The 15,958-nt window shown below is 69.7% G+C and carries 15 protein-coding genes; 10 read left to right on the top strand and 5 right to left on the bottom strand.

Annotated elements, in window-relative coordinates:
* Positions 1–52 precede the first annotated feature (52 nt).
* From odhB to ACFLIT_RS17135, 4 genes are all read left to right on the top strand, one after another.
* Entirely contained in the window at positions 53–1,267 is a 1,215-nt protein-coding gene (odhB, locus tag ACFLIT_RS17150) for a 2-oxoglutarate dehydrogenase complex dihydrolipoyllysine-residue succinyltransferase (RefSeq protein ID WP_479912481.1), read from the top strand.
* Positions 1,268–1,276: 9 nt separating this feature from the next.
* A complete protein-coding gene (locus ACFLIT_RS17145) occupies positions 1,277–1,729 on the top strand; it encodes a hypothetical protein (protein WP_479912480.1) in 453 nt (150 codons plus the stop codon).
* Between the two features lie 77 nt (positions 1,730–1,806).
* Positions 1,807–3,210, top strand: a complete 1,404-nt coding sequence (gene lpdA / locus ACFLIT_RS17140; RefSeq protein ID WP_479912479.1) for a dihydrolipoyl dehydrogenase — start codon at positions 1,807–1,809, stop codon at positions 3,208–3,210.
* A gap of 9 nt (positions 3,211–3,219) precedes the next feature.
* Positions 3,220–3,621, top strand: a complete 402-nt coding sequence (locus tag ACFLIT_RS17135) for an acyl-CoA thioesterase (protein WP_479912478.1) — start codon at positions 3,220–3,222, stop codon at positions 3,619–3,621.
* Between the two features lie 390 nt (positions 3,622–4,011).
* Here the strand turns inward: ACFLIT_RS17135 and ACFLIT_RS17130 are convergent, their stop codons facing one another.
* Positions 4,012–4,950: a tyrosine recombinase XerC gene (locus tag ACFLIT_RS17130; RefSeq protein WP_479912477.1), complete on the bottom strand. Its 939-nt coding sequence runs from the start codon at positions 4,948–4,950 to the stop codon at positions 4,012–4,014.
* The gene (locus ACFLIT_RS17125; RefSeq protein ID WP_479912476.1) at positions 4,947–5,630 is read right to left on the bottom strand and encodes a DUF484 family protein; all 684 of its coding nucleotides are present in this window, start codon (positions 5,628–5,630) and stop codon (positions 4,947–4,949) included. Before ACFLIT_RS17125 ends, ACFLIT_RS17130 begins: the two co-directional genes overlap by 4 nt.
* Positions 5,631–5,755: 125 nt before the next feature.
* On the opposite strand from ACFLIT_RS17125, the gene ACFLIT_RS17120 reads away from it, so the two are divergent.
* Positions 5,756–7,918 carry a primosomal protein N' gene (locus ACFLIT_RS17120; RefSeq protein WP_479912475.1) on the top strand — a complete coding sequence of 721 codons (2,163 nt, stop codon included), beginning with the start codon at positions 5,756–5,758 and terminating at the stop codon, positions 7,916–7,918.
* Here ACFLIT_RS17120 and ACFLIT_RS17115 read toward each other — a convergent pair.
* Entirely contained in the window at positions 7,915–9,510 is a 1,596-nt protein-coding gene (locus tag ACFLIT_RS17115; RefSeq protein ID WP_479912474.1) for an MDR family MFS transporter, read from the bottom strand. The genes ACFLIT_RS17120 and ACFLIT_RS17115 overlap by 4 nt on opposite strands.
* Positions 9,511–9,567: 57 nt before the next feature.
* Positions 9,568–10,329, bottom strand: a complete 762-nt coding sequence (locus ACFLIT_RS17110; protein WP_479912473.1) for a TerC family protein — start codon at positions 10,327–10,329, stop codon at positions 9,568–9,570.
* Between the two features lie 94 nt (positions 10,330–10,423).
* Here ACFLIT_RS17110 and ACFLIT_RS17105 point away from each other — a divergent pair, with 94 nt between their 5' ends.
* From ACFLIT_RS17105 to ACFLIT_RS17085, 5 genes are all read left to right on the top strand, one after another.
* Positions 10,424–11,512, top strand: a complete 1,089-nt coding sequence (locus ACFLIT_RS17105) for an acyltransferase family protein (RefSeq protein WP_479912472.1) — start codon at positions 10,424–10,426, stop codon at positions 11,510–11,512.
* 87 nt (positions 11,513–11,599) lie between these two features.
* A complete protein-coding gene (locus ACFLIT_RS17100) occupies positions 11,600–12,295 on the top strand; it encodes a CHAP domain-containing protein (protein WP_479912471.1) in 696 nt (231 codons plus the stop codon).
* Positions 12,296–12,361: 66 nt separating this feature from the next.
* Entirely contained in the window at positions 12,362–13,321 is a 960-nt protein-coding gene (locus tag ACFLIT_RS17095; RefSeq protein WP_479912470.1) for a magnesium transporter CorA family protein, read from the top strand.
* A gap of 84 nt (positions 13,322–13,405) precedes the next feature.
* Positions 13,406–14,605 (top strand): pentapeptide repeat-containing protein, encoded by a 1,200-nt coding sequence (locus tag ACFLIT_RS17090; RefSeq protein WP_479912469.1) that lies wholly within the window; start codon positions 13,406–13,408, stop codon positions 14,603–14,605.
* Positions 14,606–14,687: 82 nt separating this feature from the next.
* Positions 14,688–15,473 carry an SH3 domain-containing protein gene (locus ACFLIT_RS17085; RefSeq protein ID WP_479912468.1) on the top strand — a complete coding sequence of 262 codons (786 nt, stop codon included), beginning with the start codon at positions 14,688–14,690 and terminating at the stop codon, positions 15,471–15,473.
* Between the two features lie 4 nt (positions 15,474–15,477).
* Here the strand turns inward: ACFLIT_RS17085 and ACFLIT_RS17080 are convergent, their stop codons facing one another.
* The gene (locus ACFLIT_RS17080) at positions 15,478–15,921 is read right to left on the bottom strand and encodes a DUF488 domain-containing protein (RefSeq protein WP_479912467.1); all 444 of its coding nucleotides are present in this window, start codon (positions 15,919–15,921) and stop codon (positions 15,478–15,480) included.
* Between the last annotated feature and the right edge of the window lie 37 nt (positions 15,922–15,958).

Here is a 15,958-nt window from a genome sequence, read left to right as displayed (position 1 = left end):
CCCCTAACCGTCCCGCCCGCCCGAAGCCGACCCAAAAGCCCCGGAAAATTCCATGCCCGACATCATGACCCCCGCCCTTGGCGAATCCGTCACCGAAGCCACGGTGGCGAAGTGGACCAAGAAGCCCGGCGATGCGGTGAAGAAGGACGAAATCCTCGTCGAGCTGGAAACCGACAAGGTCAGCCTTGAAGTCGCCGCCCCGGCCGATGGCGTGCTGAGCAGCATCAACGCCAACGAAGGCGACACGGTCACTCCGGGCACGATCCTGGGCGTGGTCGGCGAAGGCTCGGGCGCCGCCGCCGCGGCTCCGGCCGCCAAGCCGGCCCCGGCCAAGGCCGCCGAACCGGCTCCGGCCCCGGCGCCTGCCGCCGCCGCGCCGGTCGCGGCTCCGGCCGGCCAGGCTCCGTCGGTGGCTCGCATCGCCGCCGAGAACAACCTCGACGTCTCGACCGTCGCCGGGACCGGCAAGGACGGCCGGGTGACCAAGGGCGACGCCCTGGCCGCCCTGGAAGCCCGCGCCGCCGCCCCGGCCCCGGCCGCCGCCCCGGCCGCGCCGCGCGCCCTGCACGAGCGGGAGGAGCGGGTGAAGATGACCCGCCTGCGCCAGACCATCGCGCGCCGCCTGAAGGAAGCCCAGAACACCGCCGCCAGCCTGACCACCTTCAACGAGGTGGACATGACGGCGATCATGGCCCTGCGGAACCAGTACAAGGACGTGTTCGAGAAGAAGCACGGCGTGAAGCTCGGCTTCATGAGCTTCTTCACCCGCGCCGCCGTCCACGCCCTGAAGGCCGTGCCGGACGTCAACGCCGAGATCGACGGCGACAGCATCGTCTACAAGAACCACTACGACATCGGCGTGGCCGTCGGCACCGAGAAGGGCCTGGTCGTTCCGGTCCTGCGCGACGCCGACCAGCTTTCGCTGGCCGAAATCGAAAAGGGCATCGGCGCCCTCGGCAAGAAGGCCCGCGACGGTCAGCTGACCATCGAGGACATGCAGGGCGGCACCTTCACCATCTCGAACGGCGGCGTCTACGGCTCGCTGATGTCGATGCCGATCCTCAACGCCCCGCAGTCGGGCATCCTCGGCATGCACAAGATCCAGGAGCGCCCGATGGCCATCAACGGCCAGGTGGTGATCCGCCCGATGATGTACCTGGCCCTCAGCTACGATCACCGCATCGTCGACGGCGCCGGCGCCGTCGGCTTCCTGGTGAAGCTGAAGGAAGCCCTGGAAGATCCGCAGCGCCTGCTGCTGGACCTCTAAGGCCGCCCCGTGCGCCTGCGGGCGTCGCCCAAGGACGTCCTGCGCCTTGTGATGGTTGTCGTGCTGAGTGTTTGGGCGTTCGGCGCGGCGGCTGTCGCAGTGGTGGTGGCTGCTGGCAAGTTCGGCGTCCGACTAATTCCTAAGTTCGAAGTGGACCTGCTGATCGCCACCACGGACTGGCCCAGCATCTTGCTATCGGCTGTCAACGCGGTCGCGTTTTCCAGCGCCGTCGTTCTCCTGATTAGGCGGCGGCGAACGGCGATTTGGGCCTGGCTGGCTGGCTTCGTCGCTGCAGCGGTACAGCAGAGTTACTATAGTTTGCAGACCATCGGCTCTGGCGCGGAGGTCGATCCCTTCGGCTACGGCGTACTGTTGGTGCTAGGGGCGATGGGGTGGGGCATCTACACCGTAGACAACACCCGGCGACCTCCGCCCTTGCCGCCTGGAGCCTCCAGGCGCTGATTTTCAGCGTGGCCGGTTGACCCTCCGGTCTCGCGGCGTAAACGAAACCGCACTCTCTCAAAGGACTTCGGCAAGTCATGGCTCAGTACGACGTGGTGATCATCGGCGGCGGCCCCGGCGGCTACAACGCGGCGGTCCGCGCCGGCCAGCTGGGTCTGAAGACGGCCATCGTCGAAGGGCGCGGCGTGCTCGGCGGCACCTGCCTCAACGTCGGCTGCATGCCCTCGAAGGCGCTGCTCCACGCTTCGGAGCTCTACGAGCAGGCCGCCGGCGCCGAGTTCAAGACCCTCGGCATCGAGGTCGCGCCGAAACTCAACCTGCCGCAGATGATGACGCAGAAGCAGGACTCGGTGAACGCCCTGACCAAGGGCGTCGAGTTCCTGATGAAGAAGAACAAGGTCGACTACATCAAAGGCTGGGGTCGTATCGACGGGCCGGGCAAGGTGGTGGTCAAGGCCGACGACGGCGGCGAGACCACCCTCGAGACCAAGAACATCGTCATCGCCACCGGCTCGGAGCCGACCCCGCTGCCCGGCGTGACCGTCGACAACAAGCGCATCGTCGATTCCACCGGCGCCCTGTCGCTGCCGGAAGTCCCCAAGCGCCTGGTGGTCATCGGCGCCGGCGTCATCGGCTTGGAGCTCGGCTCGGTGTGGCGCCGCCTCGGGGCGGAAGTCACCGTCGTCGAATACCTCGACCGCATCTGCCCGGGCATGGACGAGGAGACCGCCAAGGTCTTCCAGAAGGCCCTGACCAAGCAGGGCTTCAGCTTCAAGCTGGGCGCCAAGGTGACCGGCGCCAAGGCCACGCCGAAGGCCGTCGAACTGACCTTCGAGCCTGTGGCCGGCGGCGCCGCCGAGACCGTGACCGCCGACTATGTGCTGGTCGCCATCGGCCGGCGTCCCTACACGCAGGGCCTCGGCCTGGAGACCGTTGGGGTTCAGACCGACAAGCGCGGCATGATCGCCCACGACGGCCACTACAAGACCGGCGCGGCCGGCGTCTGGGTGATCGGCGACGTGACCTCGGGTCCGATGCTGGCCCACAAGGCCGAGGACGAAGCCGTCGCCTGCATCGAGCTGATCGCCGGTAAGGCGGGCCACGTGAACTACGGCATCATCCCGGGCGTGATCTACACCGCCCCGGAAGTGGCCACGGTCGGCAAGACCGAAGAGGAGCTGAAGGCCGAGGGAGTCGCCTACAAGGTCGGCAAGTTCCCGTTCCTCGCCAACAGCCGCGCCAAGATCAACCACGAGACCGAAGGTCAGGTGAAGGTGCTGGCCGACGCCAAGACCGACCGCATCCTCGGCGTGCACATGGTCGGCCCCAACGTCGGCGACATGATCGCCGAATACTGCGTGGCCATGGAGTTCTCGGGCGCCTCGGAAGACGTGGCCCGCACCTGCCACCCGCACCCCACCCGCTCGGAGGCCCTGCGCCAGGCGGCCATGGGCGTCGAAGGCTGGACGATGCAGGCCTAGGACACGGGCATGTCCGACCCGGCGATCCCCACCCCGCGGCAGCCTTCCGAGGCGCCGACCATCCGCGTGGTGGCCATGCCGGCCGACACCAATCCGGCCGGCGACATCTTCGGCGGCTGGCTGATGAGCCAGATGGACCTGGCGGCCGCCACCATCGCCACCCGCCGGGCCGGCGGCCGCTGCGCCACCGTGGCGGTGGACGGCATGAGCTTCCTGCGGCCGGTCGCGGTCGGCGACGAGGTGAGCTTCTACGCCACCCTCGTCCACGCCGGACGCACCTCGCTGCGGGTCGCCGTCGAGGCGTGGCGGCGCGCCCGCGAGGGCGAGGAAACCCAGAAGGTGACCGAGGCGACCTTCACCTTCGTCGCCATCGGCGAGGACCGCCGCCCGCGAGAGCTGCCGGCGCGCTAGAACGGGGCCGTAGTCGTGCGGCGCGGCCGGTGATAGCCTCCCGTCGTCACGATCTGGGAGCCTGCGTCATGTTGAGCGTCCTTGTTCTCGCTGCGGCCATAGCTGGCCCGGCGTCTTCCGCATCTGCTCCGCAAGTCATTTTAGGGAGCTCGATTCGCGACGTGACGCCTAGTCCGGCCTGCGAAAACAATCAGGCCTGGGCGGCCTCGGCGGACAAGTCGACGCCTCCCGCGCCGCGAACCCCAGTTCCCCAGGCTCAAAGCGGCGTCCAGACCTTGGCCCAGCAGCCCCGCGCGCGGCTGGAGCGAACGGTGATGCGCAGGGTCGGCGGCTGTCAGACGCCGGTGATCATCCGCTACGAGGGCGAGCCCGCCATCAAGCCCTGAGGTTTCAGGCCCTCGGGTGCGCCGCGTTGTAGGCGCCCAGCAGGGCGGCGGCGTCCACCTGAGTGTAGCGCTGCGTCGTCGACAGCGAGGCGTGGCCGAGCAGATCCTGGATCGAGCGCAGGTCGGCGCCGGCGCCGAGCAGGTGGGTGGCGAAGGAATGGCGCAGAGCGTGCGGCGTCGCGCGCTCCGAGAGGCCGAGCCGGCCGCGCAGACGCTGCATCGAGGCCTGCACATGGCGGGGGCTCAGCGGCCCGCCTCGCTTGGCGCGAAACAGGGCGTCGCCCGGTTCGAGCGGGAAGGGCAGGACGGCCAGATAGGCGTCGACCGCCTCGCGCACGGCGGGCAGCACCGGAGTGATCCGCGTCTTGCCGCCCTTGCCGGTGATCCGCAGGGTCTCGGGCAGGGGCGCGTCGGCTCGGGTCAGCGACAGGCCCTCGGAAATCCGCAGGCCGCAGCCCCACAGCAGGGTCAGCACCGCCTGGTCGCGGGCGACCTCCCAATCTTCGAGATCGCTTTCGGCCACCTCGGCGATGAGGCCCCGCGCCTGATCCTCGCTGACCGGTCGCGGCAGGCCGGGGCGCACCTTCGGCCCCTTCACCAGGGAAAGGGCGGCGTTCTCCAGGCCGAGACGTTGATCGAGGAAGCGGTGAAAGGTGCGCAGGGCCGAGAGACTCTGCGACAGCGAGCGGGCCGAGAGGCCCCCACGATCGCCATCGCCCGCGCGGCGGAAGGCCAGGAAGGCGCGCACCTCGGCCGCCTCGACGCCCGCGAGGTCGGCGGCGGAGAGGCCGCCGCCGCGATGTTTCGCGAGAAAGGCGAGATAGGCGCGGCCGATGGCGCCGTAAGCCTCCACCGTGCGCGGACTGGCGCGGCGTTCGTGGGCGAGCTGGACGAGCCAGCCGGCGAGGGCGTCGTCGGCCGATGTGGCGGCCGCGCCGCTCAAGCGAGGATCGGCCAGCGCTCGGCGGTGCGTTCGACGACGCGGGCGAGGAAGCCGACCAGTTCCGGACCCATGTCCGGGGTGAAGCCGTTCTCATCGCCCGAGGCGAAGGCGATCAGGGCGCCGCGTTCGGGGGCGCCCAGGCCCATGCGGGCCATGGCCATGCTGCCCACATCGCCGCTGCGGGCGCCGAACAGGCCGACGGCCGTCGGGGCCGGGCCCATGCGGGCGTCGCGACCTTCGCCGAGGATCAGATCGATCTGGCCCTCGACCAGGGTGCGCCAGCCGGCCGGCACGCGGTCCGGCCCTTCCAGGGCGACGACGGCGCCCAGCAGGCCGAAGCGATGGGTGGCGATGTGGTCGACCCGGCGGGCGAGGTCGGAATGGTTGCGGGCGTCCAGCAGTTCGATCACCGCCGCATGGGTCTGGGCCTGGGCGGCGAAGTTGGCGCGGGCGGTGTCTTCCAGGGTCTGGCGCGCGGTCGACTCGCGTCGGGCCTCCTCGGCGACGCGGGCCAGGGCGGCCGGGCCGAAGTCGACGACATTGGCCGCGTCGATGCGCAGGCCCAGCGCCCGCAGCAGCTCCGGATCGTCGCGGACGATCGCGGGATTGTCGCGCAGCTCTTCGCGCAGATGTTCGAGGTCGTGAAGGCGACCGTCCGACCGGATGCTCGCGGGGGTCATTCTACGCTCCGCCTAAAACACGCTCCCGATGAGGGAGAACGCCAAACGAGGACGCAGTTAACGCGCCCGCCTGTTAACGCCCGCTTGATGGCGTCGCCGTTCGCGGCCATTGGCTTGCGGTCAGAATGCCGCGCATCGCTTCCATCCTCCTGCCCATGCCCCTGCCCGAGGCGTTCGACTACGCCGAGCCGGAGGGGATGGAGCTCGCCGTCGGCGACCAGGTGGCCGCGCCGCTGGGCCCGCGCCTGCTGCGCGGCGTGGTCGTGGCCCTGCGCGACGGGGCGGGCGGCAACCGCCCGCTGAAGCCGGTGGCGCACCGGCTGGATGATCCGCCCCTGCCGCCCAGCGCCATCGAGTTCGTCCACTGGGCCGCGCGTTACGCGGTCGACGCGCCCGGCTGGCCGCTGGCCATGGCGCTGCGGGGGCTGCGGGCGCCGCCGCCGAAACCGCAGGTGCTGGTGGAGCCGACCGGAATCGTCCCCGAGCGGATGACTCCCGCCCGGGTGAAGGTGCTGGCCGTCGCCGGCCACGGCGAGCACACCTCGGCCTCGCTCGCCTCCGCCGCCGGCGTGTCGTCCGGGGTGGTGAAGGGGCTGATCGAGGCCGGGGCCCTGGCCCCGCGCGAGGTGATCAAGGTCCAGGCCTTCGACCAGCCGGACCTGCAGCGCGCCGGCGCCCAACTGAACCTCGGCCAGATGGCCGCCGCCGAGACCCTGGCCGAGATGGCGCGCCGCCCCGGCTTCGAGGTCGCCCTGCTCGACGGGGTCACCGGCTCGGGCAAGACCGAGGTCTATCTGGAAACCATCGCGGAGGCCCTGCGCAGCGATCCGGCCGCCCAGGTGCTGGTGCTGCTGCCCGAGATCGCGCTCACCGAGGCGGTGATCGGCCGCCTGACCGAACGTTTCGCCGCCGCCCCGGCCGAGTGGCACAGCCAAGTGCCCCCGCCGCGCCGCCGCGCCATCTGGGAGGCGGTGGCCGACGGCCGCGCCCGCGTCGTCGTCGGCGCCCGCTCGGCCCTGTTCCTGCCGTTCCGCAAACTGCGCCTGATCGTCGTCGATGAGGAGCACGACAGCTCCTACAAGCAGGAGGAAGGCTTCATCTATCACGCCCGGGATCTGGCGGTGGCGCGCGGCAAGATCGCCGGGGCCGCCGTGGTCCTGGCCTCGGCCACTCCCTCGCTGGAGACCCTGGGCAACGCCGAGGCCGGCCGCTACCGCTGGCTGAAGCTCGGCGCCCGCCACGGCGCGGCGCGCCTGCCCGACGTCGGCCTGATCGACATGCGCGAGACGCCGCCGGAGCCGAACCACTGGCTGTCGCCGCCCCTGCGGCAGGCGATGATCGAGACCTTGAGCCGCGGCGAGCAGGTGATGCTGTTCCTCAACCGCCGAGGCTATGCGCCGCTGGTGCTCTGCCGCGCCTGCGGCGAGCGGATGCGGGCGCCCGACACCGACAGCTGGCTGGTCGAGCACCGCTACACCGGCCGCCTGGTCTGCCACCTGACCGGCTTCTCGATGCCCAAGCCCGCCGCCTGTCCGCACTGCGGGGCCAAGGACAGCCTGGTCTCCATCGGCCCCGGCGTCGAGCGGGTGGAGGAGGAGGCGCGCAGCCTGTTCCCCGAGGCGCGGGTGGCGGTGTTCTCGTCCGACGTGATGGAGAGCGCGGACTCGGCCCGCAGGCTGGTGGCGGCCATGGAGGCGGGGGAAATCGACATCCTGGTGGCCACCCAGGCGGCGGCCAAGGGCCACAACTTCCCCAACCTGACCCTGGTGGGCGTGGTCGACGCCGACCTCGGCCTGCGCGGCGGCGACCTGCGGGCCGGCGAGCGCACCTTCCAGCTGCTGGCCCAGGCGGCCGGGCGGGCGGGGCGCAAGGACCGGCCGGGCAGGGCCCTGCTGCAGACCTACGCGCCGGAGCATCCGGTGATGCAGGCCTTGGCGGCGCAGGACCGCGACGCCTTCGTCGAGGCCGAGATGGCGGCGCGCGAGCTTTCCGGCCTGCCGCCGTTCGGCCGTCTCGCGGCGCTGATCGTCTCGGGGACCGATCCGGCGGTGCTGGAGGCCTATGTCCAGGCCCTGGCGGCGGCGACGCCCAACGCCGAGGGGGTGGAGGTGTTCGGCCCGGCCGACGCACCCTTGGCCCTGGTGCGCGGCCGTCGTCGCAAGCGCTTCCTGGTGCGGGCCGAGCGCGGGGTGGACATCCAGGGCTTCCTCGCCGCCTGGCGCGCCCGGGCCAAGATTCCCGGCTCAGTGCGCCTGACGATCGACGTCGATCCGTACAGCTTCCTCTAGTGCGAGGGCTCCGGCTTCACCGCCGGTTCGCCCGGCGGCTGGCGGGAGCGCAGCGGCAGTTCGGGGATGAACACGATCACCGCCACCGCCGCCGCGACCACGAACAGGGCGGCGACGAACAGGCTGGTGATGGCGTGGCTGATGGCGACGCGGAGGGCCGGATCGACCCCGGTTCCCGTTCCGGCCTTGAGGGCGAGGCCTTCAAGCTGGCCGAGGTCCAGCCCGCCGGCGGCGCTGCCGAGGCTGTGGGTCAGCAGGGCGCCGAAGATCGCCACGCCGACCGTCGAGCCGATCTGGCGGAAGAACTGGTTGGAGCTGGTCGCCACCCCGATGCGGTCGACCGGCACGGCGTTCTGGGCGGCCATGGCGTAGAGGCTCATGCCGGGCCCGAGGCCGAGGCCCATCAGAGCCAGACGCCAGGAAAGGTCGAGGGTGGTGGTGTCGACGCCGACCCGGCTCAGGGCGAGGATGCCGAGGAACAGCAGGCCCGCGCCGATGAACATGAAGGGCTTGTAGCGGCCGGTCTTGCTGACCAGCTGGCCACTGATCGTCGACGACAGGATCAGCCCGCCCATCAGGGGCAGGATCGACAGCCCGCTCTTGGTCGGCGAGACGCCCTGGCCGAGCTGCATGTAGAGCGGCAGGAAGCTGACCACGCCCATGAAGGCGACGGAGACGAGGAAGGCCGCGCCATTGCATGTCGAGAAGGTGCGGTTGCCGAACAGGGTCAGCGGCAGAATCGGATCGCGCACCACCCGCTCGGCGAAGAGGAAGGCCGCGAGGGTCACGGCCGATAGGGCGAAGAGGCCGATCATCGGGGCCGAGGACCACGGATAGGTGTGGCCGCCGAAGCTGAGCGCCAGCAGGAGGGCGGTGGCCGAGATCACCAGCAGGATGGCCCCGACATAGTCGACCGAGCCCGGCCGCCGATGAGTCAGGGGCGGCATCTTGGCGATGATCATGAACAGCGAAAGGGCGCTGAGCGGCAGGTTCAGGTAGAAGACCCACCGCCAGCCGGCGACCACGTGGGCGCCGACGTGGAACGTTCCGTGCTCGGTGAAATAGCCGCCGACCACCGGGCCGATGACGCTGGCCAAGCCGAAGATCGAGCCGAACATGCCGGCGAACTTGCCGCGTTCGCGCGGCGGATAGAGGTCGGCGATGATGGCGAAGGCGGTGGTGAACAAGGCGCCGCCGCCAATCCCCTGCACGGCGCGGAAGACGATCAGCTGCACCATGCCGCCGCCGATCAGCGGCAGGTCGCCGAACTCCCCGGCCAGGCCCGAAAGCCATGAACCGAGCAGGAAGATGCCGATGCCGGAAAGCAGCACGGGCTTGCGGCCGTATAGATCGCCCAGCTTGCCCCAGATCGGCACCATCACCGTCGAGCTCAGCAGGTAGGCGGTGGTCACCCAGGCGTAGAGCGGCAGGCCGTTCAGCTCGGCCACGATGCGCGGCATCGCCGTCGAGACGATGGTCTGATCGAGGGCGCTGAGCAGGAAGACGATGACGATTCCGATCATCGTCACCCGCCGCTCCTGCGGCGTGAACGACTGCGGATGGCCGTGGTGATGGGCGTGCGGTTTCGGCATGGGCGAGGTGTCTAGCCCATCTTCTTGACGATTTCGATAGGTGGCCGAACTAAATATTTAGTCGGCGGCGTCCTTCGCGCGTTTCCGCCTCGACAGCATGTTCAGCCCCTCGACCAGGGCCGAGAAGGCCATGGCGGCGTAGATGTAGCCTTTCTCGACATGGAAGCCGAAGCCGTCGGCGATCAGGGTGGCCCCGATCATCAGGAGGAAGCCCAGCGCCAGCATCACGACGGTCGGGTTCCTGGCGATGAAGTTCGCCAGCGGATCGGCGGCCAGCATCATCACCCCCACCGCGATCAGCACGGCGATGACCATCACCGGCAGGTCGTCGGTCATGCCGACGGCGGTGAGGATGGAATCGATCGAGAAGACGAGGTCGAGCAGCACGATCTGGGCGATCGCCGCCCCGACATTAGCGATCACCGCGGGCTTCTTGCCGTGGGCGTCCTTGTCGAGCAGGTCGTCGCTGGGGGCCGGGTCCACCGTGTGGTGGATCTCCTTGGTGGCCTTCCACAGCAGGAACAGGCCGCCGGCGATCAGGATCAGGTCGCGCCAGGAGAAGGCCTGGCCGAAGGCGGTGAACAGCGGCTGGGTCAGGCCGACGATCCAGGCGATGGTCGACAGCAGCACCAGCCGCATGACCAGGGCCAGGCCGATGCCGAGTCGGCGCACCTTGGCCCGGTTCTCGGGCGGCAGCTTGTTCGACAGGATCGAGATGAAGATCAGATTGTCGATGCCGAGCACCACCTCCATCACCACCAGGGTGACCAGCGCCGCCCAGGCGGCGGGATTGGCGGCGAGCGAGAAGAGTTCGTTCATGGCCTCGGCCTATAGCTCTGCGGCGGAGCCCGCCGCCTGATGTAACGACCGAACGTCGTTGCGCCAGGGGCCGCGGGCCCGGGAGCAAAATTTTATGCGTGACGGCGAACATATCCGCCCGCTGACCTCCCTGCGCTTCTTCGCGGCGCTATGGGTGGTGCTGTTCCACTATTGGCCGAAGCTGGACGGTCCGGCGGCGCCCGCCATCGTCGAGCGCGGCTACCTCGGGGTCGAACTGTTTTTCACCCTCTCGGGCTTCATCCTCTGCCACGTCTATCTGAAGCGGTTCGGCGAAGGCGGCTTCACCTACGGCTCGTTCCTGTGGAACCGGCTGGCGCGGGTCTATCCGCTGCACCTGTTCTGTCTGGCGGGCGTCGGCGCCCTGGCCCTGGCGGCGACCGCCGCCGGCTTCGGGGTCGATCCCAACATTCTCTCCTGGCCGTCGCTGCCGGCCAATCTGCTGCTGGTCCATGCCTGGGGCTTCGCGCCCACGGCAGGCTGGAACCACCCCTCGTGGTCGATCTCGGCCGAGTGGTTCGCCTATCTGTCGTTTCCGGCCTTCGCGGCGGTCGCCTGGGCGCTGCGCAAGCGGCCCTGGTTGTTCGCCGCCATCGCGCTGGGTTTCGTGGCGGTGATCCATCCGCTGTTCGAGGCCTTGGCCGGTTTCCCGCTCAGCCGAGCGACCATCGCCTGGGGCGCGCTGAGGATCGTTCCGTGCTTCTTCCTCGGCTGCGCCATGCACCGTTTGTGGCGCGCGCAGCAGGTTCCGGCCCGTAACGGCCCGTGGGGCGCCTTATTTTTCGGCGTCGCCGTCATGCTGGCGGCGCAGGCGGGGGCGCCGGACGCCGTGATCGTGATGGGGTTCGGGGGGCTGATCCTTTACTTGGCGCACCTCGCCGAGACCGGAATTCGCCTCGGAAGCGAGCGGGCCTTCGTTTATCTCGGTGAGATCAGCTACTCGGTTTATATGATCTGCATCCCGTGGATGATCGTCTTCGTCAATGCGGCGGCCAAGGTTCTCAGCTTACCTGACGAAAGGCTGCCTCTGCCGGCGTGGCTGTTCCTGCTCGTTGCTGTAGTTCCACTATCGGCGGCCTCGTATCATCTGGTCGAGAAGCCGGCCCGCGAACGCATGAAACTCATGGCGGATGGGTGGAAACAACGGCGAGTCGCGGCGGTCTGACCCAGGTTACGCGGCGGAAACCCTCTTTTCAGACTTCCATGCAATTGCTACCCCTTCACCATCGATAGCCGCGGGGGTGTCGCCAACATGCAGAAACGCGCACGAACCCTGCTCGGTTCCTTGACCGCAGCGCTCCTGATCGGCCTCGTGCCGGTGAGCGTTTCGGCCGAAGGCTACTGGCAGTGCGTGCCCTTCGCGCGTCTCATGAGCGGCATCCAAATCTTCGGCGACGCCCGGACCTGGTGGTCGCAGGCGGTCAACAAGTACGAAACCGGCGGCACGCCCCAGGCGGGCAGCGTGCTCTGCTTCAAGCCCACCAGCCGCATGCGGCTCGGCCACGTGGCCGTGGTCAGCCAGGTGCTCACCGAACGCGTCATCCAGATCACCCACGCCAACTGGTCGGTGATCGAAGGCGACCGGGGGCAGGTGGAGAAGGACGTCACCGTCGTCGACGTTTCGCCGGCCGGCGACTGGAGCCAGGTGAAGGTCTGGTACGACCCGGTCCGCGACCTCGGCACCACCGTCTATCCGACCTACGGCTTCATCTACCAGAACGCCCAGGCGGTCGCGACGGCCGCCGTCACCTCCAAGATCGCGCTCGCGCAAGACGCCGCCGTGGCCATGGCCCAGTCGGCCGCCAGCCAGGTGGTCAACACCCTGCGCCCGGGCGGCTCGCCCATGGGCCTGCTCGGCCAGATGGCGGACTCGGGCGACCGCATCGCGGCGCTGATCGCCGCCGCTTCGGCCGGCCAGCCCGAACAGACCCAGACCCCCCAACGCTAAGCTGCGTCGAGCATTGACGGCGCGGGCGGCGCGGACCATGCCGGTTCAGCCAGCCGCGAGGGCGTCATGCTGAACATTCTCCACAGGGGGCGCGCGACGCTCGACCTTGTCGAGCCCATGCAGGGCTGGCCGGCGTCCGACGACGTGGTGTGGATCGACCTGAAGGATCCCACTCGCGACGAGGAGCTGATGATCGAGCAGGCGCTCGGCATCAGCCTGCCCACGCGGGAAGACATGGCGGAGATCGAACCGTCCTCGCGCCTGTATCAGGAAGACGGGGCCGTGTTCATGACCGCCACGGTGGTGGTGGGCGTCGCCGACCAGCGCCCGACCCTCGCGCCGGTCACCTTCGTGCTGCACCAGGGACGGCTGATCACCATCCGCTATTGCGCGCCGCGCGCCTTCGAAGCCTTTGTCGGCCAACTTCCGAGCCACCCGGAATTGCGGGCCAGCGGTCCGGCGGTCTTCCTCGGCCTGCTCGACGCCCTGATCGACCGGCTGGCCGACATCCTCGAACACATCGCCATCAAGATCGAAAGCTCATCGGACGCGGTGTTCGGCGCGGCCCGCGCGCCCGGCGGCTTCCAGCCCGTGCTGCGCCAGCTGGGCGCGGCCCAGATGACCGGGGCCAAGGCGCGCGACAGCCTGGTCAGCCTCGGGCGGGTGATGGCCTACGCCGCCACCGCCTCGGCGCTCGACGACCGCGAACTGACCGAGCATCTGCGGACCCTGCAGCAGGACGTGCCCTCGTTGACGGATCACGCCAGCTATCTGGCCAGCAACGTCACCTTCCTGCTCGACGCCGCCCTGGGCCAGATCAACATCGAACAGAACGCCATCCTGAAGGTGTTTTCGGTGTTCACCGTCGCCCTGCTGCCGCCGACCCTGATCGGGGCGATCTACGGCATGAACTTCAGACACATGCCCGAACTCGGCTGGCCGTTCGGCTATCCGATGGCGCTCGGCCTGATGGCGATCTCGGCGATCGCTCCGCTGCTCTGGTTCAAGCGACGGGGCTGGCTCTGAGCCTCGGTGAACAACGGTTCCTTAAGCGGAGCCGTCAATGATACGCGGCCTCCCAGACATCGAACGACGGGCTGAACCGCCGCAATGAGCACCTCGCTGATCCGCACCTTCGACGCCGGCACGATCCGCCAGATGGTGGACGCGCATGCGCGATTCCGGGCGGGGCGCAGCGGGCAGCGGGCCAATCTCGCCTATGTCGACCTGCGTTGCTTCGACCTGCAGGGGGCCGACCTCACCGAGGCCGAGCTGACCGGCGCGCGCATGGAAGGGGCGATGCTCGGGGGAGCCAAGTTCGACGGGGCGGTCCTCTACGGCGCCGACCTGCGCGACGCCGATATGCGCGGCGCCTCGCTCATCAGGGCCGACCTGCGCGGCGCCTGCCTGCGCGGGGCCAATCTCGCCGGAGCGAACCTTTCGGGCTGCGATCTGCGCGAAGGCCGCACGGCCGTGCAGGACGGACAGGGCTTCCGCATCCTCAAGCATGAGCAGCGGCCGGGCGAACTCGACTACGCCGTGCTGCAGGGCGCCAACCTCGCCGGCGCCCAGATGACCGGAGCCCATGCGCGGGCGGCGGACTTCACCGAGGCCAACCTTTCCGGCGCCTCGCTGTCGAAGGCCAAGTTGAACAAGGCGGTGCTCGACGGGGCCGACCTGTCCGGCGCCGATGTCTACCAGACCGACCTTTCCGGCGCTTCGTTGCGCCACGCCGTGCTGGCCGATGTCGACATGGACGAGGCCACTCTCGATGGTGCGGACCTCTCCGACGTGCTGCGCGCCCCGCCGCCGATCATCTACATCGACGACCTGCCGCTGGACGAAGTGTTGGCGACGCATGAGCGCTTCTGCTCCAGCCAGGGCGCCGACGGCTCGGTCGCCCGGCTGACCGAGGTCGACTTCCGCCCGCTGCGCCAGTTGCGGCGGCGCAAGCTGAGCGGCCTCGTCGCCCGGCGGTCGATCTTCTTCGGCATGAACCTGGAGGGCGCCGAACTGCAGGGGGCGGACCTTTCCGGCGCCGATCTGAGGCAGGTCAACCTGCGTGGCGCGGACCTGCGCGGCGCCCGGCTGGTTGGGGCCATGCTGCACAAGGCCGATCTTTCGGACGCCAAGCTCGGGCCGCTGACCATCGGCGAAGGCCGGGTGATGCGCACGGACCTGACCCGCGCCCAGCTACGCGGGGTCGACCTGCGGGGCGCGGACCTGCGGTCGGCGCGGCTGCTGGAGGCCGACCTTGAAGGCGCCCGGCTCACCGGCGCGGATCTGCGCGGCTCCGAACGCGAAGCATGAGTGCGCTGAAAGGCGGAACCTCATCCTTCGGTCGCCGTTCTTGGATATAATGCTCAAGCTTGACCATCAGAAGGGGAGCGCCATGCGCCGTCTCATTGTTTCTGTGTCCGCCCTTGCCGCCATCGCCGTGCCGATGTCGGTCCCCCTGCCCGCCGCCGCGCAGGGCAATCCAATCTCCAACCTGTTCGCCTGTGAAGCCACCGGCGGCAAACAGGAAGCCGGCGCCCTGGCCGGCGCCGCCCTCGGCGCCCTGCTGGGCAGCCAGGTGAGCAAGAACGAGCGGGGCCTCGGGGCCGCGCTCGGCGCCGGCCTCGGCGCCGTCGCCGGCTCGAAGATCGGCTGCCGCATGCAATCGAGCGACCAGGCGCGCGCCCGCGCCGCGGTGAACCAGGCCCTGGAGAATGGCCGCGGTTCGAGCTGGAGCAACCCGCAGACCGGCGCCTCGGGCCGGGTCGACGTGATTTCCAGCAACTACGGCCCGCCGGTCGACTCGCGGAACATCCGCTTCAACGGCGGGGTGCAGACCCTGGCCTCCTACGACTCCGCCGCGGGTCAGTACTTCGCCCCGGGCACGGTGAACCTGCGCGCGGGCCCCTCGACGAGCACGGCGGTGATCGGTCGCCTGCGCGCCGGCGAGACCTTCGACGCCCTCGGCCGCGCGCCGGGCAGCAACTGGCTGCTGGTCGGCCAGGGCGGCGGCGCCATCGGCTATGTGTCGGAAAGCGTGGTGCGGGCTTCGGGGCCGGCGCCGGACGCCGCCTGCCGCCGCATCCAGGCTTCCTACTCCACCCGCGGCGCCCGCCCGACGGTGGAAACCTATGACGCCTGCCGCGACGCCCGCGGCCAGTGGAACCTGACCAACCTCTGATCCCTCAGAGATCGACCACGTCGGAGCCGAGCGTCTCATGCAGGCGCTCGGCGACGATGGTCCGGTGGCAGCCCGCCGCGTCGGCCTCGTAGCAGAGCAGCGCGGCCCGCCGCCGGCCGGCGATGCGCGCCGCCTCGGCCAGGGCCACCTGGGCCTGCGGCTCCTCCAGGCATTCGCAGAAGATTTTCCGCATCTCGCCGATGCGCCCGGCCCGCGCGGCTTCGCGTCCCGCCTTGGGCGTGCCGAGCGGGCGAAGGTGCACATAGTCGATACCCTCGGCCTTCAGACTCTCGCCTAGGATGGTCTTGGAGAAGCCCGGCCGTCGGGAGGCCGCCACCGCCCGCACGTCGATCACCACCTCGACGCCGGCGCGCTTCAGTCGGTCGATGACCTCGGGCAGGGTGGTGTTTTCGTAGCCGATGGTCGCCAGGGGCGGGGTCGAATTCATGGTCGTTTCCAAGTCCTGCATGGACCGCCGTGACGGC

The organism is Caulobacter sp. HJHS_5, assembly GCF_056683955.1.
The sequence above is the reverse complement of the archived record's forward strand: the minus strand, read 5'-3'. Positions and strand labels throughout refer to the sequence as shown.

Bases quoted from the DNA above. Each gene is read 5' to 3' on its own strand.
- odhB (WP_479912481.1), top strand. From the start codon at position 53: ATGCCCGACATCATGACCCCCGCCCTTGGCGAATCCGTCACCGAAGCC.
- lpdA (WP_479912479.1), top strand. From the start codon at position 1,807: ATGGCTCAGTACGACGTGGTGATCATCGGCGGCGGCCCCGGCGGCTAC.
- ACFLIT_RS17135 (WP_479912478.1), top strand. From the start codon at position 3,220: ATGTCCGACCCGGCGATCCCCACCCCGCGGCAGCCTTCCGAGGCGCCG.
- ACFLIT_RS17125 (WP_479912476.1), bottom strand. From the start codon at position 5,630: ATGACCCCCGCGAGCATCCGGTCGGACGGTCGCCTTCACGACCTCGAA.
- ACFLIT_RS17120 (WP_479912475.1), top strand. From the start codon at position 5,756: ATGCCGCGCATCGCTTCCATCCTCCTGCCCATGCCCCTGCCCGAGGCG.
- ACFLIT_RS17115 (WP_479912474.1), bottom strand. From the start codon at position 9,510: ATGCCGAAACCGCACGCCCATCACCACGGCCATCCGCAGTCGTTCACG.
- ACFLIT_RS17110 (WP_479912473.1), bottom strand. From the start codon at position 10,329: ATGAACGAACTCTTCTCGCTCGCCGCCAATCCCGCCGCCTGGGCGGCG.
- ACFLIT_RS17105 (WP_479912472.1), top strand. From the start codon at position 10,424: ATGCGTGACGGCGAACATATCCGCCCGCTGACCTCCCTGCGCTTCTTC.
- ACFLIT_RS17100 (WP_479912471.1), top strand. From the start codon at position 11,600: ATGCAGAAACGCGCACGAACCCTGCTCGGTTCCTTGACCGCAGCGCTC.
- ACFLIT_RS17095 (WP_479912470.1), top strand. From the start codon at position 12,362: ATGCTGAACATTCTCCACAGGGGGCGCGCGACGCTCGACCTTGTCGAG.
- ACFLIT_RS17090 (WP_479912469.1), top strand. From the start codon at position 13,406: ATGAGCACCTCGCTGATCCGCACCTTCGACGCCGGCACGATCCGCCAG.
- ACFLIT_RS17085 (WP_479912468.1), top strand. From the start codon at position 14,688: ATGCGCCGTCTCATTGTTTCTGTGTCCGCCCTTGCCGCCATCGCCGTG.
- ACFLIT_RS17080 (WP_479912467.1), bottom strand. From the start codon at position 15,921: ATGAATTCGACCCCGCCCCTGGCGACCATCGGCTACGAAAACACCACC.